The 23,498-nt window shown below is 71.3% G+C and carries 21 protein-coding genes; 12 read left to right on the top strand and 9 right to left on the bottom strand.

The features are described 5' to 3' along the window. The first annotated feature begins 210 nt into the window (after window positions 1-210). The 6 genes from ACFCXS_RS13205 (at window position 211) to ACFCXS_RS13180 (ending at window position 6,073) form a co-directional block, all read left to right on the top strand. A complete protein-coding gene (locus ACFCXS_RS13205; protein ID WP_376643346.1) occupies window positions 211-1,386 on the top strand; it encodes a TraR/DksA C4-type zinc finger protein in 1,176 nt (391 codons plus the stop codon). 88 nt (window positions 1,387-1,474) lie between these two features. Continuing rightward, complete coding sequence (gene lspA / locus ACFCXS_RS13200; RefSeq protein ID WP_376643345.1) at window positions 1,475-2,134, top strand: signal peptidase II; 660 nt, start codon at window positions 1,475-1,477, stop codon at window positions 2,132-2,134. Window positions 2,135-2,177: 43 nt separating this feature from the next. Further along, the gene (locus tag ACFCXS_RS13195) at window positions 2,178-3,122 is read left to right on the top strand and encodes an RluA family pseudouridine synthase (RefSeq protein WP_376643344.1); all 945 of its coding nucleotides are present in this window, start codon (window positions 2,178-2,180) and stop codon (window positions 3,120-3,122) included. Beyond that, complete coding sequence (locus ACFCXS_RS13190; protein ID WP_376643343.1) at window positions 3,119-3,586, top strand: GNAT family N-acetyltransferase; 468 nt, start codon at window positions 3,119-3,121, stop codon at window positions 3,584-3,586. Before ACFCXS_RS13195 ends, ACFCXS_RS13190 begins: the two co-directional genes overlap by 4 nt. 96 nt (window positions 3,587-3,682) lie before the next feature. After that, on the top strand, window positions 3,683-5,269 hold the full coding sequence (locus tag ACFCXS_RS13185; protein WP_376643342.1) for a Na+/H+ antiporter: 1,587 nt from the start codon (window positions 3,683-3,685) through the stop codon (window positions 5,267-5,269). Window positions 5,270-5,332: 63 nt separating this feature from the next. Then, window positions 5,333-6,073 (top strand): SDR family NAD(P)-dependent oxidoreductase, encoded by a 741-nt coding sequence (locus ACFCXS_RS13180; RefSeq protein WP_376643341.1) that lies wholly within the window; start codon window positions 5,333-5,335, stop codon window positions 6,071-6,073. 77 nt (window positions 6,074-6,150) lie between these two features. On the opposite strand, the gene ACFCXS_RS13175 is transcribed toward ACFCXS_RS13180, so the two are convergent. After that, a complete protein-coding gene (locus ACFCXS_RS13175) occupies window positions 6,151-7,287 on the bottom strand; it encodes a mechanosensitive ion channel family protein (RefSeq protein ID WP_376643340.1) in 1,137 nt (378 codons plus the stop codon). A 38-nt stretch (window positions 7,288-7,325) separates the two neighbouring features. Here ACFCXS_RS13175 and ACFCXS_RS13170 point away from each other — a divergent pair, with 38 nt between their 5' ends. Continuing rightward, the gene (locus ACFCXS_RS13170; RefSeq protein ID WP_376643339.1) at window positions 7,326-7,964 is read left to right on the top strand and encodes a dienelactone hydrolase family protein; all 639 of its coding nucleotides are present in this window, start codon (window positions 7,326-7,328) and stop codon (window positions 7,962-7,964) included. Window positions 7,965-7,970: 6 nt separating this feature from the next. Here ACFCXS_RS13170 and ACFCXS_RS13165 read toward each other — a convergent pair whose 3' ends face one another. The 4 genes from ACFCXS_RS13165 to ACFCXS_RS13150 form a co-directional block, all read right to left on the bottom strand. After that, a complete protein-coding gene (locus tag ACFCXS_RS13165) occupies window positions 7,971-9,641 on the bottom strand; it encodes an alkaline phosphatase D family protein (RefSeq protein ID WP_376643338.1) in 1,671 nt (556 codons plus the stop codon). Between the two features lie 92 nt (window positions 9,642-9,733). Continuing rightward, a complete protein-coding gene (locus tag ACFCXS_RS13160; RefSeq protein ID WP_376643337.1) occupies window positions 9,734-10,543 on the bottom strand; it encodes a thioredoxin domain-containing protein in 810 nt (269 codons plus the stop codon). Window positions 10,544-10,695: 152 nt separating this feature from the next. Then, a complete protein-coding gene (locus tag ACFCXS_RS13155) occupies window positions 10,696-11,391 on the bottom strand; it encodes a hypothetical protein (protein WP_376643336.1) in 696 nt (231 codons plus the stop codon). Between the two features lie 68 nt (window positions 11,392-11,459). Further along, window positions 11,460-12,809 (bottom strand): DUF2252 domain-containing protein, encoded by a 1,350-nt coding sequence (locus ACFCXS_RS13150; protein ID WP_376643335.1) that lies wholly within the window; start codon window positions 12,807-12,809, stop codon window positions 11,460-11,462. A gap of 216 nt (window positions 12,810-13,025) precedes the next feature. Between ACFCXS_RS13150 and dnaE the strand changes: the two genes are divergently transcribed. Next, a complete protein-coding gene (dnaE, locus tag ACFCXS_RS13145; RefSeq protein WP_376643334.1) occupies window positions 13,026-16,565 on the top strand; it encodes a DNA polymerase III subunit alpha in 3,540 nt (1,179 codons plus the stop codon). 90 nt (window positions 16,566-16,655) lie between these two features. Here dnaE and ACFCXS_RS13140 read toward each other — a convergent pair whose 3' ends face one another. Further along, window positions 16,656-16,820 carry a hypothetical protein gene (locus ACFCXS_RS13140; protein ID WP_376643333.1) on the bottom strand — a complete coding sequence of 55 codons (165 nt, stop codon included), beginning with the start codon at window positions 16,818-16,820 and terminating at the stop codon, window positions 16,656-16,658. Window positions 16,821-17,041: 221 nt separating this feature from the next. Here ACFCXS_RS13140 and ACFCXS_RS13135 point away from each other — a divergent pair, with 221 nt between their 5' ends. The 4 genes from ACFCXS_RS13135 (at window position 17,042) to ACFCXS_RS13120 (ending at window position 21,022) form a co-directional block, all read left to right on the top strand. Then, window positions 17,042-18,253, top strand: a complete 1,212-nt coding sequence (locus ACFCXS_RS13135; RefSeq protein WP_376643332.1) for an NYN domain-containing protein — start codon at window positions 17,042-17,044, stop codon at window positions 18,251-18,253. A 123-nt stretch (window positions 18,254-18,376) separates the two neighbouring features. Next, window positions 18,377-19,351: an ABC transporter ATP-binding protein gene (locus ACFCXS_RS13130; protein WP_376643331.1), complete on the top strand. Its 975-nt coding sequence runs from the start codon at window positions 18,377-18,379 to the stop codon at window positions 19,349-19,351. Between the two features lie 103 nt (window positions 19,352-19,454). Then, window positions 19,455-20,276 carry an ABC transporter permease gene (locus ACFCXS_RS13125; RefSeq protein WP_376643330.1) on the top strand — a complete coding sequence of 274 codons (822 nt, stop codon included), beginning with the start codon at window positions 19,455-19,457 and terminating at the stop codon, window positions 20,274-20,276. A gap of 56 nt (window positions 20,277-20,332) precedes the next feature. Beyond that, window positions 20,333-21,022: an AAA family ATPase gene (locus tag ACFCXS_RS13120; RefSeq protein ID WP_376643329.1), complete on the top strand. Its 690-nt coding sequence runs from the start codon at window positions 20,333-20,335 to the stop codon at window positions 21,020-21,022. Between the two features lie 66 nt (window positions 21,023-21,088). Here the strand turns inward: ACFCXS_RS13120 and ybaK are convergent, their stop codons facing one another. From ybaK to ACFCXS_RS13105, 3 genes are read right to left on the bottom strand one after another with little or no spacing between them, the layout of a single operon-like run. Beyond that, complete coding sequence (gene ybaK / locus ACFCXS_RS13115; RefSeq protein WP_376643328.1) at window positions 21,089-21,589, bottom strand: Cys-tRNA(Pro) deacylase; 501 nt, start codon at window positions 21,587-21,589, stop codon at window positions 21,089-21,091. A 10-nt stretch (window positions 21,590-21,599) separates the two neighbouring features. After that, entirely contained in the window at window positions 21,600-22,340 is a 741-nt protein-coding gene (locus ACFCXS_RS13110) for an LON peptidase substrate-binding domain-containing protein (RefSeq protein ID WP_376643327.1), read from the bottom strand. 11 nt (window positions 22,341-22,351) lie between these two features. After that, window positions 22,352-23,392 (bottom strand): hypothetical protein, encoded by a 1,041-nt coding sequence (locus ACFCXS_RS13105; RefSeq protein ID WP_376643412.1) that lies wholly within the window; start codon window positions 23,390-23,392, stop codon window positions 22,352-22,354. Between the last annotated feature and the right edge of the window lie 106 nt (window positions 23,393-23,498).

Raw genomic sequence — 23,498 nt, 5'->3', positions numbered from 1 at the left:
GAATAACACGGTATAGGTGTTCGGATCCTGGGACGTCCGGCTCGGCGGATTACCGGGCGGGGAGCTGGGCACAACGGATGCATGTTCGCCGCGCGGCGTGCGCGAGGCGGGCGAATCGAGCGGTGTGCCCCGTTGCCGCGGGACTCGAGTCGATTTATCGTCCCAGCACGATTCGCGAGCAAGATCACAATATGTGAAGGGGCCGCGGCCATGGTGGCGAAGAAGACCGCCGTACAGCAGCCGGCGTCCGGGAGGTCCGCGAAGGCCTCCGGCGGCGCTGCGAAGGACGTGGGCGGGAAGAAGTCCACGCAGGGGCGCTCGGCGGGGCGGGCGGCAGGGCGGGCGGCGAAGCAGGACGCGGGGAAGGCGGCCGAGGGGACGAGGGCGACCGGGACGAAGGCGACCGGGACGAAGGCGACCGGGACGAAGGCGACGGCGGGGAAGGCCGTGGCAGGTGAAGCGGTGGCTCCGCAAGCCGCGACCAGGAAGGCACCGGCCGGAACGGCAGTGGCCAAGACGGCGGCGGGGAAGAAGACGGCGGGGAAGAAGACAGCAGGGAGGAAGCCGGTCGCCGCGAGGGCGGCCGGGGGCGCGAAGAAGGCCTCGGCCGAGAAGACCACCGCAGGGAAGGCGGCGGGCAGGGCCGGGGGTACGAAGGCGGCCGGTGAATCGACCGGCACCGGGAAGGCGGCAGGCGCCAAGGCGGCCGGGAGGAAGGCCGCCGCCAAGAAGTCCGCCGTCGACAAGGCCGCGGGCGAGCAGGTCGCCGGGGGCAAGAGCACCACCACGAAGAGCGCGGCCGGGAAGGGCGCTGCCCGGACCGGCGCGGTCACACAGGACACGGCCGCGACCAGCACGGCCAAGAAGGCTGGTGCGGCCGAGGCCGCGCAGCAGACGGGAGCGACGACGGTGGTTGCGAAGAAGACTCCTGGCCCGGCCACGGCGGCGAAGACCGCCGTCCCCAAGGCACGGGTCGCCGCGGCGGAGCCCGGCGAGCTCGCGGTACGCCCCGGCGAGGACCCCTGGACGGCGGAGGAGGTCGAGGAGGCGCGGTCCGAGCTGACCTCCGAGGAGACCCGGCTGCGTGAGGAGATCACGTCGTCGGAGCGGTCCCTCGCGGGCCTGATGCGGGACTCCGGGGACGGCGCGGGCGACGACCAGGCGGACACCGGCACCAAGAACATCACCCGTGAGCACGAGCTGGCCCTGGCCGCCAACGCGCGCGAGATGCTCCTCCAGACCGAGCGCGCCCTGGAACGCCTGCACGCGGGCACCTACGGCCTGTGCGAGAACTGCGGCAACCCCATCGGCAAGGCCCGGATGCAGGCCTTCCCGCGGGCCACGCTCTGCGTTGAGTGCAAGCAGAAGCAGGAGCGCCGGTACTGACCGGCAGCCGAATGCCTCCTGAGCACGTGGGACGCGCGGGGCGTGTCGTACCCTCGTCCTCAGTCGGCACCTAGGTTGAGGGACTCACGTGGCAGAGGCGGAGCGCATCATCGGTACGCCGGACACACCGGACGCGGCCGGGGGCGGCGAGGAGCGGCCCGACGCCGAGGGCACCCCCGCCGGGCGGCCCGGCACCGACCCGGCGGCCGGGTCGGGAACGTCCGGTACCGGCGAGCCGGAGGCCACCGCCGAGCGGCCCCGGGGCAGGCGCCGGATCGCGGTGCTGTTCGCCGTCGCCGCCTTCGCCTACGCGATCGACCTGATCAGCAAGTTGATCGTGGTCGCCAAGCTGGAGCACCACCCGCCCATCGAGATCGTCGGGGACTGGCTGAAGTTCGAGGCGATCCGCAACGCGGGCGCGGCCTTCGGCTTCGGCGAGGCCTTCACCGTGATCTTCACCATGATCGCGGCAGCGGTGATCGTGGTGATCGCGCGCCTCGCCCGCAAGCTCTACAGCCTGCCCTGGGCGATCGCGCTCGGCCTGCTGCTCGGCGGTGCGCTGGGCAACCTCACCGACCGGATCTTCCGGGCACCGGGCGTCTTCGAGGGTGCGGTCGTGGACTTCATCGCGCCCAAGCACTTCGCCGTCTTCAACCTGGCCGACTCGGCGATCGTGTGCGGTGGCATCCTGATCGTGCTGCTGTCCTTCCGCGGTCTCGACCCGGACGGGACCGTCCACAAGGACTGAGCGCGCGTACGGCCCCGTCGTGGCCGTCCGGCATACTCGACGGGTGAGCACGATTCCCGAGATCCGTACCCTGCCCGTGCCCGACGGCCTGGAGGGCGAGCGCGTCGACGCCGCCATCTCCCGCATGTTCGGCTTCTCCCGTACCAAGGCGGCCGAGCTCGCCGCCGCGGGGAAGGTCACGGTCGACGGGTCGGTGGTCGGCAAGTCGGAGCGCGTGCACGGCGGTGCCTGGCTGGAGGTCGAGATGCCGCAGGCGCCCGCGCCGGTGCAGATCGTCGCCGAGCCGGTCGAGGGCATGGAGATCGTGCACGACGACGACGACGTGGTCGTGATCGTCAAGCCGGTCGGTGTCGCCGCGCATCCCAGCCCGGGCTGGACCGGGACGACCGTGATCGGCGGGCTCGCCGCCGCCGGGTACCGCATCTCGACCTCCGGCGCCGCCGAGCGCCAGGGCATCGTGCACCGGCTCGACGTGGGCACCTCGGGGCTGATGGTCGTGGCGAAGTCGGAGCGGGCGTACACCTCGCTCAAGCGCCAGTTCAAGGAGCGCACGGTCGACAAGCGGTACCACACGCTCGTCCAGGGCCACCCCGACCCGACCAGCGGCACCATCGACGCGCCCATCGGCCGGCACCCCCAGCACGACTACAAGTGGGCCGTCACCGCCGAGGGCAAGCCGTCCGTCACGCACTACGACCTCATGGAGGCGTTCCGCGCGGCCTCCCTGCTCGATGTGAAGCTGGAGACCGGCCGCACGCACCAGATCCGCGTCCACATGGCAGCACACCGGCACCCCTGCGTCGGCGACCTCACCTACGGCGCCGACCCGACGCTCGCCAAGCGCCTCGGCCTGACCCGGCAGTGGCTGCACGCGGTGCGGCTCGGCTTCGAACACCCCGGGGACGGGCAGTGGGTGGAGTTCTCCTGCGACTACCCGGAGGACCTGCAGAAGGCCCTGGACCAGGTCCGCGAGGAGACTTACGCGTGAGCACCCCGTACGTGGTGCGGATCGCCGAGGACCCGGCAGACCGCGAGGCGTGCTTCGCGGTGCGCAAGGAGGTCTTCGTCGGCGAGCAGGGCGTGCCGGAGGACCTCGAGTACGACGCGTACGACGCCGGCGCCATCCATGTGCTGGCGGTCCGTGAGGACGGCGTGCCGCTCGGGACGGGGCGGCTGCTGCACGGGGAGGCGGCCGTCGCGCAGACCGGCGGGGACCCCTCCGTGGGTTCCCTCGGCAGGCTCGCAGTGGCGGGCCCGGCGCGCGGACTCGGTGTCGGCGCCGCCCTGGTGCGGGCCATCGAGGACGCGGCTCGCGCGCGAGGGCTCGCTGCCGTGGACCTGCACGCGCAGACGCACGCACTGGGCTTCTACGAGCGGCTCGGGTACGAGCCCTATGGGCCCGAGTACAGGGAGGCGGGCATTCCGCACCAGGGGATGCGGCGTTCGCTTTGACACCACGTGGTGGGTGCCGAAACGGTTTGTCCCGGGAGTTGCGTGGCAGGCTTGAGGTCAGTCGTGTGAACATTTGACCTTTCCGGAGCGCTGACCGTGGATCAGTTGGCCCTGCTGTTCGTGCTGCTGCTCGGGGCGGTGATCAGCGTCCCCTTGGGGGACCGGTTGAAGGTGCCCGCCCCGGTGCTGATGACGCTGCTGGGGATAGTCCTCGCGCTGCTGCCGTTCGTGCCGAACGTCGAGATCGCGCCGGACCTGATCCTGCCGCTGCTGCTGCCGCCCCTGCTGTACGCCGCCGTGCGGCGCACGTCCTGGCGGCAGTTCGCGGCGAACAGGAGGCCGATCTTCCTGCTCGCCGTGGCGCTGGTGTTCGTCACCATGGCCTGTGTGGCCGCGGTGGCCGACGCGATCGTGCCGGGCCTGCCGCTCGCGGCGGCGTTCGCGCTGGGCGCCCTGGTGGCACCGCCGGACCCGGTCGCGGCGACCGCCGTGGCCGGGCAGTTGGGGCTGCCGCGCCGGCTGGTGTCGATCCTGGAGGGCGAGGGGCTGTTCAACGACGTGACGGCCATCGTCCTCTACCACGTGGCGATCGCCGCGGCCGTCAGCGGGACGTTCTCGCCCTGGAAGGCCGGGCTCGACCTGGTGCTGTCGGCCGTGGTGGCGGTGGCGGTGGGGCTCGCGCTGGGCTGGGGCGCCAACAAGCTGATGGAAGTGCTCGGCGACGCGACCCTCCAGGTCGGGCTGACCCTTCTGGTGCCGTACGCCTCGTACGTCATGGCCGAGGAACTGCACGGGTCCGGGGTGCTCGCCGTGCTCACCACCGCGCTGTTCCTCGCGGAGTACGGCTCCGACGCCGACGACGTCATGACGCGGCTGGCCGGGCACACCTTCTGGAACATCGTCGACACCCTCGTCACCGGCGTGGCGTTCGGGCTGGTCGGGCTGGAACTGCACAACGCGATCCGCACGGCCTCCGGGCGTTGGGGAGAGCTGCTCTGGTGGGCGGCGGTGGTGGTGGTCGTCGTCGTGTTCGCCCGGCTGCTGTGGCTGTTGCCGGCGACCTGGCTGACGAAGCGGCTGCACGAGCGGCGGGACTACGACGAGGACATCCCGGTGAGCTGGCGCGAGACCGTGGTGATGTGGTGGTCGGGGATGCGCGGGGTGGCCTCGGTCGCGCTGGTGCTGGCCATTCCGCTGGAGACCGACGCGGGGGCGCCGTTTCCCAGCCGGGACGAGATCATCTTCATCGCGTTCGGGGTGATCATGGCGACGCTGGTGCTGCAGGGCCTGACGTTGCCGTGGCTGGTACGGCGGCTCGGGGTGAAGGCCGACACGGACCGGGAGAAGGAGTTCGCCAAGGCACTCGCGCTCCGGGCGTCCAAGGCGGCGAAGCAGCGGCTGCGGGAGATCGAGGGGAACGAGGAAGTGTCGGAGGAGCTGTCGGAGCAGATGCTGCGGCGGGCCTACGACATCGGCGTGCGGATCAGCCCCGAACTCGCCGAGGACGAGCGCCGGGAGGCGTACCGGGAGGGGGCCCGGAGGGTGAAGCGCGTGCGGTACATCCAGCAGGAGATGCTGAGCGCGGCGCGGCACGAGGTGCTGGCGGCGCGCAGTGAGCCCGGGGCGGATCCCGAGGTGGTCGACCGGGTTCTGCGGCACCTCGACGTCCGTAGCCTGCGGTGAAGCGGCGTCGGCCCGGCATGCCGGTTTGACGGCGTGCGGCCGGGGCGCCGTAGGGTCGTCCGTATGGCACGCAACGTGGTGATCAGTGGTGGAGGTACGGGAATCGGGCTCGCGGCGGCCCGGGTGTTCGCCGCCGACGGGGACCAGGTGGTGCTGCTCGGGCGGCGGGCCGACGTACTGGAGAAGGCCGGGGTGCCCGGCGCGCTGACGTACGCGGCCGATCTCGCCGAGCCGGCGGACGTACACGGCGTCGCCGCCTTCGTGGAGCGCGAGTTGGGGACCGTGGACGTGCTCGTGCACAGCGCGGGGGGCAGCGGGCTGCTCGAACCGGACGCCCCGGGTGAGGATCCGCTCGCGGCCGTCGCGCACAGCTGGAACGTGAACTTCAGGATCAACACCCTGACCGCGGTCCTGCTCACCGAGGCGCTGAAGCCGCGGCTCGCCGAGCCCGGCGGCCGGGTGCTGTTCCTCGGCTCCATCGCCGCCTACCGCGGATCGGGAAGCGGGGCGTACGCGGCGGCCAAGGCGGGGCTGCACCCCTACGCCCATGATCTGGCCCGGCAGCTCGGGCCGCGCGGCGTCACCGTGAACGTGGTCGCGCCCGGGTACATCGAGGACACCGAGTTCTTCGGTGACGCGATGACCGAGGACCGCCGCAACCAGCGCATCGGCGAGACGTCGAACGGGCGGGCCGGGACCCCGGGGGACGTCGCCGCGACCCTGCACTGGCTGGCCTCCGGCGGCGCCGGTCACATCACCTCCCAGATCATCCAGGTCAACGGCGGTGCCGAGCGCGGCCACTGACCCGACAGCACGACAGGAGGGCTGCCCGCGTCGCGGGCAGCCCTCCCTGTCGTCCGTACGGGCGTCGGTGCGTGCTGTCAGTGCCCCGGTCGTCCGGAGCCGTTTCCGTGGTAGCGGCGCTGCTGGGCCGGGACGGCCTCCGGGGCCGGGCGGTGGCCGTTGCTGCGGGAGGACGGCGGGAGGACCGCGTCCGCCGTGTTGACCCGGGGCAGCGCGTACGGGTGCTCATCAGCCAGCCAGCCGATCATCTGCTCGCGGACCGTGACCCGCACCGTCCAGATGTCGTCCGCGTCCTTGCCCGTCACCAGGGCCCGCACCTCCATGGTGCTCGGGGTGCTGTCCGTGACGGTCAGGTTGTAGGCGCGGCCGTCCCAGGCCGGGCACTCGCGCAGGATGTCGCGCAGCTTCTCGCGCATCGCCTCCAGCGGAGCGGAGTGATCGACGTGCCAGAAGACGGTGCCGGTCATCTGCGGTGTGCCGCGCGACCAGTTCTCGAACGGCTTGGACGTGAAGTACGACACCGGCATGGTGATGCGGCGCTCGTCCCAGGTGCGGACGGTCAGGAACGTCAGCGTGATCTCCTCGACCGTGCCCCACTCACCGTCCACGACCACGGTGTCGCCGATGCGCACCATGTCGCCGAAGGCGATCTGCAGCCCGGCGAACAGGTTGCCCAGCGTGGACTGGGCGGCGACACCGGCGACGATGCCGAGGATGCCGGCCGAGGCCAGGAGCGAGGCGCCCGCGGCCTTGAACGCCGGGAACGTCAGCAGCATCGTGGCCGCGGCCACCACGGCGACGATCGCGGAGACCACCCGCATGATGAGCGTCACCTGGGTGCGCACCCGGCGCACCCGGGCCGGATCGCGCTGGGAGTGCGCGTTGGCGTAGCGGCTGTAGGACGTCTCGACGACCGCGGCGGCGATCCGGATGACCAGCCAGGCGGCGGAACCGATCAGCAGCAGTGTCAGTGTCTGACCGATGCCCTCGCGGTGGTTCTCCAGCAGTCGCGCCTCGTCGTACGACCCTCTCAGCAGGGCCGCGAACAGCACGAGCTGGTAGGGGATGCGGCCACGGCGGAGGGACCCCCACAGGGGGGTCTCGTGATGCCGTGCGTCGGCCTTGCGCAGCAGGAAGTCGGTCGCCCAGCCGATCACCAGCGTGAGCACGACCGAGCCACCGACCACGATCAGCGGTCGTAGCAGGTTCTCCATGCCACCGAACCTAACCGGCTCACGGGGGGCATGAACATGTGACTTCCGCTGCGTCCCGGGTAGTGCCGCGATCCCGGCTCGTCACACCCGGCTGGCACCATGGCCTCATGAACATCATGCTCTTTCACTCGACCTTCGGGCTGCGGCCCGCGGTGCTCCAGGCCGCTGACCGACTGCGCTCGGCCGGACACGAGGTGTGGACGCCCGACCTCTTCGGGGGACGCACCTTCGAGGAGGTCGAGAAGGGCATGGAGCACAAGGAGAAGATCGGCAAGGAGGAGCTGCTGAAGCGGGCCGTGCTGGCCGCCGCGCCCTATTCCGAGCGCGGGCTGGTGTACGCCGGGTTCTCGCTCGGCGCCTCCGTCGCACAGACCCTCGCCCTCGGCGACGAGAAGGCGCGCGGCCTGCTCCTCCTGCACGGCACGTCGGACATCGCGCCGGACGTCACGGCCCAGGACCTGCCGGTCCAGTTGCACGTGGCGGAGCCGGACCCGTTCGAGACGGACGACTGGCTGAGCGCCTGGTACCTCCAGATGGGCCGCACCGGCGCCGACGTCGAGGTGTACCGGTACGCCGGGGCCGGCCACCTCTACACCGACCCCGGCCTGCCGGACTACGACGAGCAGGCTGCCGAGGCCACCTGGCGGGTGGCCCTCGGCTTCCTCGACACGCTGTAGCGGCGGTTACACCGGGTCGTAGGTGCGCTCCACCTTCTGTGTGCCGCTGCGGGTGCGGTAGGAGCGGGACCACTTGGCGGTCGCGTCGCGCTTCGTGCGGTCGGAGACGACGTAGAAGTCCATCTGCGCGCGCTCGGGCGTGATGTCCAGGACCCCGAAGCCGTGCCGGTCGGTGTCGACCCAGTGGACATGGCGGTTGGCGGCCCGGATGACCGGTGAGGCGACCGCGGAGACCGTGCCCTCCGGGACCTTCACGATGTCGTCGAGGTTGTCGGAGGTGACCGACGTGACGACGAACTCCGTGGCGGCCGAGGGGGACAGCGGATACGTACCGGCGTCCACCGGCACGTCGTTGGCCCAGGCCATGTGGATGTCGCCGGTGAGGAAGACGGTGTTGCGGATCGCGTTCGTGCGCAGGTGCGCCAGGATCTCGCGACGGTCGTCGGTGTAGCCGTCCCACTGGTCGGTGTTGAGGGCGAGGCCTTCCTGCGGCAGGCCCAGCAGCTTGGCCAGCGGCTTCAGCAGGTCGGCGGAGAGCGAGCCGATCGCGAACGGCGAGATCATCACCGAGTTGCCGACCAACCGCCAGGTGGTGTCGGAGGACTTCAGCCCCGCCTTGAGCCAGTCCAGCTGCGCACGGCCGGTGAGCGTGCGGTCCGGGTCGTCGACCTCGCCGTTGCCGACCTTCACCTGCTGCGAGCGGAAGGACCGCAGGTCCAGCAGCGAGAGGTCCACCAGCTTGCCGAAGCGCAGCCGGCGGTAGGTGGTGCCCGCGATCGCCGGGCGCACCGGCATCCACTCGAAGTAGGCCTGCTTGGCGGCGGCCTGGCGGGCCGACCAGGCGCCCTCCGCGCCCTCGGTGTGGTTCTCGGCGCCGCCCGACCAGGTGTCGTTGGCGAACTCGTGGTCGTCCCAGATCGCCACGACCGGGGCCGTCGCGTGCAGCGCCTGGAGGTCCGGGTCGGTCTTGTAGCGCGCGTGCCGGATGCGGTAGTCGGCGAGCGTGACGATCTCGTGCGCCGGGGCGTGCGGGCGTACGACCGTGCCGCGGGTGGCGTACTCGCCGGTGCCGTACTCGTAGATGTAGTCGCCGAGGTGCAGCCAGGCGTCCAGGTCGCCGCGGGCCGCGAGGTGCCGGTACGAGGAGAACCAGCCGGCCTCCCAGTTGGCGCAGGAGACCACGCCGAAGCGCAGGCCCGTGACGGCCGCGTCGTGCGCGGGTGCGGTGCGGGTGCGCGCCGCGGGGGAGTCGGTGCCGCCGGCGGAGAAGCGGAACCAGTAGTCGGTGCCCGGCTCCAGGCCGCGGATGTCGGCCTTCACGGTGTGGTCGGAGGCCGCCGTCGCGGTCGTGGAGCCCTTGGCGACGACGGTGGTGAACGCCTTGTCCCTGGCGACGACCCAGCTCACCTCGGTGTCCGGGCCGACTCCGGAGCCGGGTATGGCCTCCGGCACCGGAGTGAGGCGGGTCCACAGCAGGATGCCGTCCGGCAGCGGGTCACCGGAGGCGACGCCGTGCAGGAAGGCGGGTGCCTGGTCGACGGCGCGCGCGGGCAGGGTCGCCGCCAGCGGCCCGGCCAGGACAGCGGTCGCCGCCGCGGCCTTGACGACCGTACGGCGGCGCGGGGTGAGGGAGTTGAGGCCCTCTGACGTCTTCGATGATCTGTATCGACTGGTCACGACCGATCAGGTTACTGATCGGTATGCACCAGAGCGGGCGAACTCGGAAAGTTCGCCCGCTCTTCATGTGGTGACCGGCCCCTGACCTGCCGTCACTTCTTGAGGGCCTCGCCCACGACCTTGTTGAAGTCGTCCACCGTCATCAGCGGGTTGCCGCCGTTCAGCTCCTTGCCGTCCATCACGAAGCCCGGGGTGCCCTGCACGCCTTCCTTGTTGTCGTCGAAGGTCTTCGACATGGCCATCGCCCAGGCGTCGTAGGTGCCCTTCTCGACCGCGTCCTGGAACTTCTTGTTCCCCTTCAGCTCGGGGACGCTGTCCGCGACCTTGATGAGGTAGCTGTCGTCCTTGAACTTGTCGGTCGTCTCGTCCGGGTGGTACTTCGCCGAGTAGAGCGCGGCCTTGTAGTCGAGGAACGCCTGGTCGCTCACGTTCAGCGCGGCGCCCAGGGCGCTCAGCGCGTTCTTGGAGCCCTCGCCGTTGTCCTTGTTGTCGATGAACGTGGCGCCGACGAACTGCATCTTGAACTTGCCGTCGTCGATGTCCTTCTTCACGGTCGGACCGACGGTCTGCTCGAACTGGGCGCAGATGGGACAGCGCGGGTCCTCGTAGATCTTCAGCGTCTTCTTGGCCGAGGCCTTGCCGATGACGACCGTGGTGCCGTCGGTGCCCGTGGTGTTGGCGGGGGTGACGACCTTCTCGTCCTTCACCGCCTCCCAGTGGGTGGGCTTGTTGGCCTGGACGACCGCGTACCCGATGCCGCCGGCTATCGCCAGGACGCCGACGATGGAGCAGGCGACGATGACCTGCCGCTTCGTCTTCGCCCGCTTGGCCTCGCGCTCGCGCTCGATGCGCAGCCGCTCCCGGGCCGCCGTCTTCGCCGACTGGCTGTTGCGCTTGCTCATGGTGATGTTCTCCGTAGGGGACGCGCACATCTGTGTGTGCGGGATACGTAGGGGGACTGCTGGTGCTCGAAAGTGCCTCAGGGGGCGAAGGTGCCTCCCGCGTCGGCGGTGCCTCACCCGAAGGCGGGTGCCTCACGGGCAGGGCCGGTGCCTTACGCGAAGGCGGGTGAGCACGGCGGTCCACGCCGTCCCAGGGAGTACGCGAGGATCCGGTCGCGGGCGGTGGGCGTGCGGTCGGCGGCTCGCGCCGGCAGGCGCCGCCCGGCCGGGGCCCGCTCCACGGCGACCGCGGCGACCGCCAGCAGCAGCGGCCGGAAGGTGGTCGCCGTCACCGCCCGCAGCAGCTGGGCCAGGGCCCGCTCGCCGCGGCGCAGCCACACGGCGGCCAGGAGGCCGACCCCGATGTGCGCGCCGAGGAGCAGCCAGGCGGTGGTCGGGTCGGCATGGGCGACCGCGGCCGCGAGCCGCTCCGTACCGGTGGCGCCGGCCATCCGGGCCAGCGGCGTGCCGACCTCGCCGCCGCCGCACAGCACGTCCAGGCCGACCGAGCGCAGCGGGCCGGTGACCGGACCGCCCGCCCGGCCGTAACAGGCGTGCTGGCCCGTGGTGAACACCGTGTCGGCGGCCAGTTCCAGCGGGATCAGCAGGGCCGCGATCCTCCCGAAGGAGCGCTCGCGGCCCGCCAGAGCGAAGGCGATCACGAACACGGCGGTGCTGACCGCCGCCACCGTGCCCATCGGCAGCGGGGCCCGGGACAGCAGGACGTGCGACGCGGTGCTGAGCGTCACGACCACGGCCGTGAACAGCGCCGCGCGTACGGCTCTGAGCTGGATCCCGGATATGTCCATAGCGATAGGAGAGTGTGTCACGTGGGCCGGTAAGGGACCCCTAAAGGATGCCTGTGAGAGGCCTTACGTCACAGCCCCGGGATCCGTCCGTTGCGGAACAGGTCCACGAAGGTCTGGTGGTCGGCACGCGCGCGGGCGCCGTAGCCGTGTGCGAAGTCGACCAGCAGGGGTGCGAAGCCCTCCTCGTCGGCCGCGATCGCCGCGTCGATGGCCCGCTCCGTGGAGAAGGGCACCAGGGACTCACCGGACTGGTCGTCCGCCGCCGCGTGCATGGTGGCGGTCGCGCGGCCGAGGTCGGCCACCACCTGGGCGATCTCCTCCGGGTCGTCGATGTCGCCCCAGTCGAGGTCGACCGCGTACGGCGAGACCTCGGCGACCAGCTGGCCCGAGCCGTCCAGCTCGGTCCAGCCCAGCCACGGGTCGGCGTGCGCCTGGAGGGCGCGCTGGGAGATGACCGTGCGGTGCCCCTCGTGCTGGAAGTAGTCGCGGATCGCCCGGTCCGTGATGTGCCGGGAGACCGCCGGGGTCTGGGCCTGCTTGACGTAGATCACGACATCGTTCTCCAGGGCGTCGCTGTGCCCCTCCAGCAGGATGTTGTATGACGGCAGCCCCGCCGAGCCGATGCCGATGCCGCGCCGGCCGACGACGTCCTTCACGCGGTAGGAGTCGGGGCGGGTCAGCGAGCTGTCCGGCAGCGTCTCCAGGTAGCCGTCGAAAGCGGCGAGCACCTTGTAGCGCGTGGCCGCGTCCAGCTCGACCGAACCGCCTCCTGCGGCGAAACGCCGCTCGAAGTCGCGGATCTCCGTCATCGAGTCCAGCAGGCCGAAGCGGGTCAGCGAGCGGGCGTCACGCAGCGCGTCCAGCAGCGGGCCCTGCGCCGTGTCCAGGGTGAACGGCGGCACCTCGTCGCTCTTCGCGCCCGTCGCCAGGGCGTGGATCCGCTCGCGGTAGGCCACCGCGTAGATCGTCACCAGCTCGGAGATCTGCTCGTCGCTGAGCGCCTTCGCGTAGCCGATCAGTGCGAGGGAGGCGGCCAGGCGCTTGAGGTCCCAGGTGAAGGGGCCGACGTAGGCCTCGTCGAAGTCGTTGACGTTGAAGATCAGGCGGCCGTTGGCGTCCATGTACGTGCCGAAGTTCTCCGCGTGCAGGTCGCCGTGGATCCACACGCGCGAGGTGCGCTCGTCCAGGTAGGGGCCACTGAGCGTCCTCCCGGCACCCCGCCCGGCGTTCTCCTCGTCGAGGTCGTGGTAGAAGAGGCCGGCCGTGCCGCGGTAGAACGCGAAGGCCGAGGCCGCCATCTTCCGGAACTTCACGCGGAACGCGGCCGGGTCGGCGGCCAGGAGCTGGCCGAAGGCGGTGTCGAAGACGGCGAGGATCTCCTCACCGCGGTGCTCGTCGCTGAGCTGCGGGAACGACATCGCTGGGTGCCTCCTGGTACATGCGTGTCAGGGCGGCAGGTCCGCCCCGATGGCTAACGTGCGGCGGCCCGCGGGAGTGCCCACGGTCCTCGCCAGAAGGTACGCGGGTCGGCCCTCCGGGTGTCACTGCCGAGGCATAGACTTCGACGCTGCCCCCAGACTGTTCGCAGCCTGCCGGGCCCCATGTGTCGTATGTTTCCTCTGGAGGCCGCAGCCGTGTCAAAGCCGCCGTTCACGCACCTGCACGTCCACACCCAGTACTCGCTGCTGGACGGTGCCGCGCGGCTGAAGGACATGTTCAACGCGTGCAACGAGATGGGCATGACGCACATCGCCATGTCCGACCACGGCAACCTCCACGGCGCGTACGACTTCTTCCACACGGCCCAGAAGTCCGGTGTGACCCCGATCATCGGGATCGAGGCCTATGTCGCGCCGGAGTCCCGGCGCAACAAGCGCAAGATCCAGTGGGGCCAGCCGCACCAGAAGCGCGACGACGTCTCCGGTTCCGGCGGTTACACCCACAAGACGATGTGGGCCGTGAACAGCACCGGCCTGCACAACATCTTCCGGCTGTCCTCCGACGCCTACGCCGAGGGCTGGCTGCAGAAGTGGCCCCGGATGGACAAGGAGACCATCGCCCAGTGGTCCGAGGGGATCGTCGCCTCCACCGGCTGCCCCTCCGGCGAGGTCCAGACCCGGCTGCGCCTCGGACACTTCGACGAGGCCGTGAAGGCCGCCGCCGACTACCAGGACATCTTCGGCAAGGACCGCTACTTCCTGGAGCTGATGGACCACGGCATCGACATCGAGCACCGGGTGCGCGAGGACCTGCTGCGGGTCGGCAAGAAGCTCGGCATCCCCCCGCTGGTCACCAACGACTCGCACTACACGTACTCGCACGAGGCGACCGCCCACGACGCCCTGCTGTGCATCCAGACCGGCAAGAACCTCTCCGACCCCGACCGCTTCCGCTTCGACGGCACCGGCTACTACCTGAAGTCCACGGACGAGATGTACGCCATCGACTCCTCGGACGCCTGGCAGGAGGGCTGCGCCAACACCCGCCTGATCGCCGAGATGGTCGACACCACGGGCATGTTCGAGAAGCGCGACCTCATGCCGAAGTTCGACATCCCCGAGGGGTACACGGAGGTCAGCTGGTTCCGCGAGGAGACCCTGCGCGGCATGCACCGCCGTTTCCCGGACGGCATCCCGGACGACCGCATGAAGCAGGTCGAGTACGAGATGGACACCATCATCTCGATGGGCTTCCCGGGCTACTTCCTCGTGGTCGCCGACTTCATCATGTGGGCCAAGAAGCAGGGCATCGCGGTCGGCCCCGGCCGAGGCTCCGCGGCCGGCTCGATCGTCGCCTACGCCCTCGGCATCACCGACCTCGACCCCATCCCGCACGGCCTGATCTTCGAGCGGTTCCTCAACCCCGAGCGCATCTCCATGCCCGATGTCGACATCGACTTCGACGAGCGCCGGCGCGTCGAGGTGATCCGCTACGTGACGGAGAAGTACGGCGCCGACAAGGTCGCCATGATCGGCACCTACGGCACCATCAAGGCCAAGAACGCGATCAAGGACTCCGCGCGCGTCCTGGGCTACCCGTACGCGATGGGCGACCGCCTCACCAAGGCCATGCCCGCCGACGTCCTCGGCAAGGGCATCAACCTCGACGGCATCACCAACCCCGAGCACCCCCGCTATTCGGAGGCGGGCGAGATCCGGGCGATGTACGAGAACGAGCCGGACGTGAAGAAGGTCATCGACACCGCCAAGGGCGTCGAGGGCCTGGTCCGGCAGATGGGCGTGCACGCCGCCGGCGTGATCATGTCCAGCGAGACCATCACCGACCACGTGCCCGTCTGGGTCAGGCACACGGACAAGGTCACCATCACCCAGTGGGACTACCCGAGCTGCGAGTCGCTCGGCCTGCTGAAGATGGACTTCCTCGGCCTGCGCAACCTGACGATCATGGACGACGCCGTCAAGATGGTGAAGTCCAACAAGGGGGTCGAGATCGACCTCCTGAGCCTTCCGCTCGACGACCCCACGACCTTCGAACTGCTCCAGCGCGGCGACACCCTCGGCGTCTTCCAGTTCGACGGCGGCCCCATGCGCTCCCTGCTCCGGCTGATGAAGCCGGACAACTTCGAAGACATCTCCGCCGTGTCGGCCCTGTACCGCCCGGGCCCCATGGGCATGAACTCCCACACGAACTACGCGCTGCGCAAGAACGGCCAGCAGGACATCACGCCCATCCACCCCGAGCTGGAGGAGCCGCTCAGGGAGGTCCTGGACGTCACGCACGGCCTGATCGTCTACCAGGAGCAGGTGCAGAAGGCCGCCCAGATCATCGCCGGCTACTCGCTCGGCGAGGCCGACATCCTGCGCCGCGTCATGGGCAAGAAGAAGCCCGAGGAGCTGGCGAAGAACTTCGTCCTCTTCCAGGCGGGCGCCCGCAAGAAGGGCTTCAGCGACGAGGCCATCCAGGCGCTGTGGGACGTGCTGGTCCCCTTCGCCGGCTACGCGTTCAACAAGGCGCACTCCGCCGCGTACGGACTCGTCTCCTACTGGACTGCCTACCTCAAGGCGAACCACCCCGCCGAGTACATGGCCGCGCTGCTCACGTCCGTGAAGGACGACAAGGACAAGTCGGCCGTCTACCTCAACGAGTGCCGGCGCATGGGCATCAAGGTCCTCCCGCCGGACGTCAACGAGTCGATGTCCAACTTCGCGGCCCAGGGCGACGACGTGATCCTCTTCGGCCTCTCCGCCGTCCGCAACGTCGGCACGAACGTGGTCGAGTCGATCATCCGCTGCCGCACGTCCAAGGGGAAGTACGTCTCCTTCCCGGACTACCTCGACAAGGTCGAGGCGGTGGTCTGCAACAAGCGCACCACCGAATCGCTGATCAAGGCCGGCGCCTTCGACGCGATGGGCCACACCCGCAAGGGCCTCACCGCGCACTACGAACCGATGATCGACAACGTGGTCGCGGTCAAGCGCAAGGAGGCCGAGGGGCAGTTCGACCTCTTCGGCGGCATGGGCGAGGCCGAGACCAGCGAGCCGGGCTTCGGGCTCGACGTGGAGTTCTCGCCCGACGAGTGGGACAAGACCTACCTGCTCGCCCAGGAGCGGGAGATGCTCGGTCTGTACGTCTCCGACCACCCGCTGTTCGGGCTTGAGCACATCCTGTCCGACAAGGCGGACGCGGGTATCTCCCAGCTGACCGGCGGTGACTACTCCGACGGCTCCGTGGTCACCATCGGCGGCATCATCTCCGGCCTCCAGCGCAAGATGACCAAGCAGGGCAACGCCTGGGCCATCGCCACCGTCGAGGACCTCGCCGGTTCGATCGAGTGCATGTTCTTCCCCGCGACCTACCAGCTCGTCTCGACGCAACTCGTCGAGGACGCCGTGGTGTTCGTCAAGGGCCGCCTCGACAAGCGCGAGGACATCCCGCGGCTGGTCGCGATGGAGCTGATGATCCCGGACCTGTCGAACGCGGGCACCAACGCACCCGTGGTCCTCACCATCCCGGCCACCCGGGTCACCCCGCCGCTGGTCAGCCGCCTCGGCGAGGTCCTGAGCCACCACAAGGGCGACAGCGAGGTCCGGATCAGGCTCCAGGGGCCGACCAGGACGACCGTGCTGCGGCTGGACCGGCACCGGGTGAAGCCGGACCCGGCGCTCTTCGGCGACCTGAAGGTGCTGCTCGGCCCGTCCTGCCTGGCCGGGTGAGACAGGGCTCTTGACGCGATCGAGGGGCGTACCCGCCACCGGGTACGCCCCTCGTGTGGGTGCGTGGGGTCGAAACCCGTCACACCGACGTCAGTTGTGGCCGAAGCTGCGCTTTCGCTTGCCCGACGCCATCTCGCCGGGGGTCGCCTCGACCTCGGGCTGGGGCTCCGACTGCGAGGCGGGGCTGCGGTCGGCCCGCTGGCCACGCTCGGTCGGACGCTGCTGCTTACGGTCACGGTTCTTGTTCTTGGCCATGGTGATGCCTCCTGTGGGGGACTAGGGGCCAGGGCCGGGACCAGATTCACACAGGCCGACAACGATCGCATGTCGGACAATTACCGTGCGTGACAGGGGTGGTCGGAGCGGGACGGCCCGAAACGCCACGCCGAAGATCGAGTTCCGGCCGTTAACCTCCGCGCCGTCGGGCAGACTCGAAGCGAGCCCGAAGCAAACCTCCTGGGAAGAGGGTGAGTCGCGTGGACCGCTGCATCGTCCTTGTGGACGCTGGATATCTGCTGGGAGCCGCGGCGAGTCTCCTCGCCGGGGAGCCCTCGCGGTCCCGCATCACCGTCGACCACACCGCCCTCATCCAGGGGCTGCGCGAGCGCGCCGAGTCCGACACACAGCAGCCGCTGCTGCGCATCTACTGGTTCGACGGCGCCCCCGACCGCGTCCCGCAGCCCGAGCACCGCAGGCTGCGCGTGATGCCCCGGGTCACCGTCCGGCTCGGTGCCCTGACCCGCAGCGACGGCCGCTGGGCGCAGAAGGGCGTCGACGCGGCGATGCACGCCGAGCTCACCGAACTGGCCCGCAACCGCGCCTGCTCCGACATCGTCCTCGTCACCGGCGACGGTGATCTGCTGCCCGGCATGATGGCCGCCAAGGAACACGGCGTCGCCGTCCACCTGTGGGCCGTCCAGGCCGCCGACGGCGACTACAACCAGTCCGAGGACCTGGTCGCCGAAGCCGACGAGCGGCGCGTCCTGGACCGCACGTGGATCACCAAGGCCGTCCGTGCCAAGGACTTCACCGGGGTGTGCGCGCCGCAGCCCGCGCCCCGGCCCGAGATCGCCGCCATCCTCTCCGCGCCGCTGCCGGAATCCGCGCTGGGCGCCGCGACCGACCGGTCCGCCCCACAGCCCCGGCACCAGGAGCCGGGCCCCGGGCAGAACGGCACCGAGGAGCGGGTGCCCGCCCCCAAAGGCGTGCCCACGCCCAAGGACCTGGCCGCCCTGCGCGCCCCCGGCACCCAGTCCGCCCAGCACCCCGCCTCCGCCACCCTCCGGTGGTCCTCCGACAAGGGCTGGGTCGACCGGCCCACGGCCGAGCCCCCCGAGGCCGCCTCGATGCCGACGCTCGCCCAGCTGACCACGGCCGAGCAGCGGTGGGCCGACCGCGAGGAGGACATCACCACCGTCGGCGGTGACCCCTTCGAGGTGGGGCAGGTCTTCGCCCGGCGCTGGGTGGAGCGCCTCGGCGACCAGACCCACCTGCCGAAACTGTCCGGGATGTACCCGCGCATCCCGCACCGCGTCGACGGGGAGCTGCTGCGCTACGCGGCCCGCTTCGGCCTGCTCGCCCACAAGGACGACCAGATCGACGAGCGGGACCGATACGCCATCCGGGCCGGTTTCTGGCGGGAGATCAGCGTGCGCACGGGCGTGGAGCACCCGCCCGTCGAGGCCTGAGTTCTTTGCCGACGGATTTCCCGGTACGGACCGACCCGAGAGCGGACCTGGGTCGCCGACCCCGTAGTCTCGTCCCTTGTGAGTAAGCGCGCGGCACAGGCATTTCGGCACGATGGTGACGTCGTGTGCGCGGTGCGCGGGCTGACCAAGACCTATCCGGCGGTCCGGGGCCGGCGCGGCACTCCCGCGGCGCCCGAGGTCCGGGCCACGGACGACGTGACGCTGGACATCCGCCGCGGCGAGATCTTCGGCCTGCTCGGCCCGAACGGCGCCGGCAAGTCCACCCTCGTACGCCAGCTGACCGGGCTCATGCGGCCCGACCGCGGCAGCGTGGAGACCCTGGGCCACGACATCGTGCGCCACCCCGAGCGGGCGGCGCGGATCCTCGCCTACCTCGGGCAGGAGTCGACCGCCCTCGACGAGCTGACCGTGTCGCTCGCCGCCGAGACCACCGGACGGCTGCGCGGCCTGGACGTACGGCAGGCGCGGGCCGAGCGGGACGCCGTCCTCGACGAGCTGGGCCTCGCGCCGCTCGCCGGGCGGCCGCTGAGGAAGCTCTCCGGGGGCCAGCGGCGTCTGGCGTGCTTCGCGGCGGCCCTCGTGGGGGAGCGGCCGCTGCTGGTCCTCGACGAGCCGACCACCGGCATGGACCCGGTGGCGCGGCGGGCCGTGTGGTCCGCCGTCGACCGGCGCAGGGCCGAGCGCGGGACGACCGTGCTGCTCGTGACGCACAACGTCATCGAGGCCGAGACGGTGCTGGACCGGGTGGCCGTCCTCGACCGGGGTCGGGTGATCGCCTGCGACACCCCCGCCGGGCTCAAGGAGCAGGTCGCCGGCGAGGTGCGCGTCGACCTGGTGTGGCGGGACGCGGCTCCGCTGCACGTGCCCGAGGTGGCCGCGCTGAAGGACCGCGTCGTGGAGTCGGGCCGCCGCTGGACGCTCCGGCTGGGGCCCGAGGAGGCCCGGGCGGTCGTCGCGACCGTCACCGGCGGAGCCGCCTTCGCCGCTCTGGACGACTTCACCCTGGCCACGCCGAGCCTGGAGGACGTGTACCTCGCCCTCGGCGGTGCCGTGCAGCAGGGGCTGGTGAAGGTGTGAACACCAGGGCGCCGGACGAGCGGGCCGTGAGCACACCGGCCGCCGGATCCGTACCGAACAGGCGACTGCCGCAGTGGACCCGAGCGAAGGGGAGCAGCGCGACGTGAGTGTCGTACCCGCCGATGTCCTGCCGGGCAGTGCCCTGGCCGCTGACAAGCCCGCCGCGGGCGCGGCCGAGCTCGGGCCCCGGGCGCGGCTGTGGCCGTCGCTGGCGGCCGTCTACCGGGCCCAGCTGTCCCGGGCGAGGGTGGCGCGGATCCCGCTGCTGTTCGTGGCGACCTTCCAGTCGGTCGGGATCATGATCCTGATGCGCGGGGTCGTGGACGACGGGGCGGAGGCGCAGGCCGTCGTCGCGGGGTCCTCGGTCCTGGTGGTCGCCTTCGTGGCGCTGAACCTGCTCGCCCAGTACTTCGGGCAGCTGCGGGCCAGTGGGGGGCTCGACCACTACGCGACGCTGCCCGTGCCGCCGGCGGCGGTGGTGCTGGGCGCGGCGGGCGCGTACGCGTCCTTCACGGTGCCCGGGACGGTCGTGACGGCGGTGTTCGGCTGTGTGCTGTTCGGGCTGCCGATGGCCCATCTGTGGGTCCTCATGGCCGTGATCCCGCTCGCGGGCGCCGCTCTCGCCGGCCTCGGCGCGGCACTGGGGCTGCTCGCGCCCCGGCCGGAACTGGCCACGCTGCTCGGGCAGCTGGGCATGTCGGCGGCGTTGCTGCTGGGGGTGCTGCCGGCGGACCGGATGCCGGAGGTCGTGCGCTTCGCGCGGGACCTGCTGCCGTCGACCTACGGTGTGGAGGCCTTCGCGCGCACGTTCGGGCCGCGTCCCGACTGGGCCTTCGTGCTCGGGGACCTCGCGGTGTGCGGGGCCGTGGGCGTCGTCTCGCTGGCCGTGGCGACCTGGGCGTACCGCCGGGCGGCCGTCCGTTGAGCGCGGAGGGGTCGTCCGGTGACGCGGCACACAGGCGGGCCTGGCACGATGGCAGGGTGACCGCACCACTGACTCCGCCCCCGCCGCCGCACGGACACTCCGCACAGGGTTCGTGGCAGCCGCCGGACGCCGGGCCCGTGGCGCCCGGATCCCAGCACGCCGAGTACGCCGGCCCCGGCTGGTACGGACAGGACGGCCCCGGGATGAAGACGGAACTGCGGGAGGCCGCGGTGATCGCCGTGGCCGTGGCGCTCGGCGGGGTGCTGCTCGGAGTGCTGTGGTGGTGGCTCGCGCCGCACGTGCCGCTGGTCGGCGACGTGGTGGAGAAGAGCTGGGTCGTCTACCTCAAGGACACCGAGGGGGAGCAGGCCATCGGCGTGGACGGCACGTTCACACTGCTCGGGCTGGCCTTCGGGGCGGTCAGCGCGGTGGTCGTCTTCCTGCTGCGGAGGCGCGGTGGCGTGCCGCTCGTGGTGGGGCTGGCCCTCGGAGGGCTGCTCGGGTCGCTGCTCGCCTGGCGGGTCGGGGTGTGGCTCGGACCCGCCGAGGACGTGATCGCGCACGCGCGGGAAGCCGGGCGGGGCGTGACCTTCGACGCGCCGCTGAAGCTGGGCGCGAAGGGGGCACTCCTGGCCTGGCCGCTGGCCGCACTGGTGCTGCACCTCGGCCTCATGGCCCTGTTCGGCCCCCGCGATCCGGAACCGGAGTTCCCCCACGGTCCCCATCAGGAACCGCCCGCCGCGTAGGTGCCGGACGCCGGGGCCCGCGGCCGAGCCCGGCCTGCGACGCCGGCATGATCCGAACGACAGGCCTTAGGCCCGGCTGACGGGTGCGAGTACCGCCTCCGTCAGCTCGGCCAGGTCTTCCGGCGCCAGTTCCACCTCGAGGCCCCTCCGGCCCGCCGACACGCAGATCGTCGCGTGGGCCGACGCCGAGGTGTCGAGGACCGTCGGCAGCCTCTTGCGCTGGCCCAGCGGGGAGATACCGCCGCGGACGTAGCCCGTCGTGCGTTCCGCGAGCGCCGGGTCGGCCATCGCCGCGCGCTTGCCGCCCACGGCCGCCGCCAGCGCCTTCAGGTCCAGCTGGCCGGCCACCGGGACCACCGCGACCGTCAGGGTGCCGTCGACGTCCGCTACCAGGGTCTTGAAGACGCGGTCGGGGGAGACGCCCATGGCCTCGGCCGCCTCCTCGCCGTAGGAGGGGTGCGCCGGGTCGTGGTCGTAGGAGTGGACCGTGTAGGCCGCGCCCGCCGCCGTGAGGGCCACCGTCGCCGGAGTGCCGCCCGGCTGCTGCTTCTTCGACTTCTTCGCCATGCCGATCCGCTCAGTTGAGGCTCATCGGGCCGCGCGTCAGCTCCGACGCCGGCAACGACGGCAGATTACGGATGATCGCCGTCTCGGAGCGAAGGAGTTTGAGCTCGTCGCGCAGGCGTGACGCGGTGTCCGGGCACTGGAGGAGACGCTGTTTGGTCGGGGTGTCCAGCATCATGGCGGCCGCCACGAGGTAGGACACCACGCCCGGCTCGTCCGGCAGGTCGGCCCCGGTCGCCAGGGACCGCTCCCGCGCCCCGGCCAGCCGCTTCTGGTACTGGCGGAAGGACCGCAGCACCCCCTCCGCCAGGGGCGCGGCCTCGTCGCCCGGTTCCTCCTCCAGCGGCTCCAGCTCGGCTGTGAGGAAGGGCCCGGACGCCTCGACCGACAGCAGCTTCACCCGGGTCGTGCCGGTCGCCAGCACCTCGAAGGAACCGTCGGTGCGCTCCCGGATCGTCGCGGCGTCCGCGATACAGCCCACCTTGTGGAACGCCTTCACCGGGTCCGTGCCGAAACCGGCCGCCGGCCCCCGCTCGGGCACGGCCGTCGGGTCGGGCATGCCGGGGGCGCTCGGGGCCACCTCGTGGCCGTCGCGGATCGCCACGACGGCGAACCGGCGCGGCTCGTCCTCGGGCGTCTTCAGCAGTTCGCGCATCATGGCGCGATACCGCTCCTCGAAGACGTTGAGCGGCAGCACGAGCCCCGGGAACAGCACCGAGTTCAGGGGGAAGAGGGGGAGCCGGACGGTGGTCACGACGCAAAAGCCTAATGGTCGCCGGGACGGACTCGTCCGCCCCGTTCACTCCGTGGATGCCCGGACCGGCTTCCGGCCGCCTCTGCCGCCCCGGCCCGGATGTCCTCGCGAACCCGCAGGAAGTGACCGAGCGGGTCGTCCGACACCTGGTCCCAGGGGAAGGAGGTGGCGTACGGGCCGTTCAGGCGCAACTGCTCGGCGGCGTCGGCCCAGCGCTCCAGGCGCGCCAGGACGAAGATCAGCAGGTTCCGCATCCGGGCCGGCCAGGGGTCGTCCGCCGGTAGCAGCGGGGACAGCGCGATCGCCCGGTCCGCCGCCGTGTCCAGTCGCTCGCGCGGGACCTCGGGCCCGCACCGGTCGGTGAGGTAGCCGAAGGCCGCCCGCAGCGGCAGGGCCTGCACCAGCGCGTCGGTGGGGGCGTCCTGGGCGGCCCGGTCGGCGAAGTCGAAGCACTCGTGGTGCGAGCCGTGCCAGTAGGTGGCCAGGTAGCGCAGGGCCGCCACATGGCAGCCGTAGTGGTGCGGGGCACGGCGCACGGCCGCCGCCCACAGCTCCTCGAAGTACGTGTGCCCGGCCTGTGCGCCCCGGGCGTGGTCGAGCGCGAGCCGCCACGGCACGGGGTCCCGCTGGTCGCACCGGGCGGCCGCGGTGATCAGCGGGCTCACCTCGCGCAGCAGCTCGGCCCGGGCCGGCGACCGCCAGGCACGGTCCACCGCCAGCTGGGCCCCGACCAGCAGCGCGTCGGGGTCCTGCGGGGCGATGGCGAGCCAGGCGTCCAGCCACTCGGGCCGTGAGCGGGCGAACGCGGCCAGCCGGGTCACGTACCGGTCGCGCCGCTCCCACTCGGCGGACGCGCGGGTGGCGAAGAGCAGGGTCGCGGCGGGCCCGTGCTCGCCCCGGGCGGCGGCGACCAGCGCCGGACTCAGCCGGGCGTCGGGCGCGTCGAGCAGCACCTCGTCGTCGGCGCACGGCTCGCCGACGAGGTGGGGGGAGGTCCTTGCCATCCGGCTCGCGCGGATGAACGGGAGCTGCATTGCCATGGTGCCGACCATTGAAAGTCGGCTGGTCATGACGGCGCCAGACTGTTCATGGAACCTACGGAAAGTTGTACATTCGATGGTCAAGAGAACGTAAAACCGTGACAGTTCAATAACTGTG

Source organism: Streptomyces sp. NPDC056373 (genome assembly GCF_042262425.1).
Taxonomy (GTDB): domain Bacteria; phylum Actinomycetota; class Actinomycetes; order Streptomycetales; family Streptomycetaceae; genus Streptomyces.
Note: the sequence above shows the minus strand (reverse complement) of the source record. Positions and strands in the feature narration are given on the sequence as shown.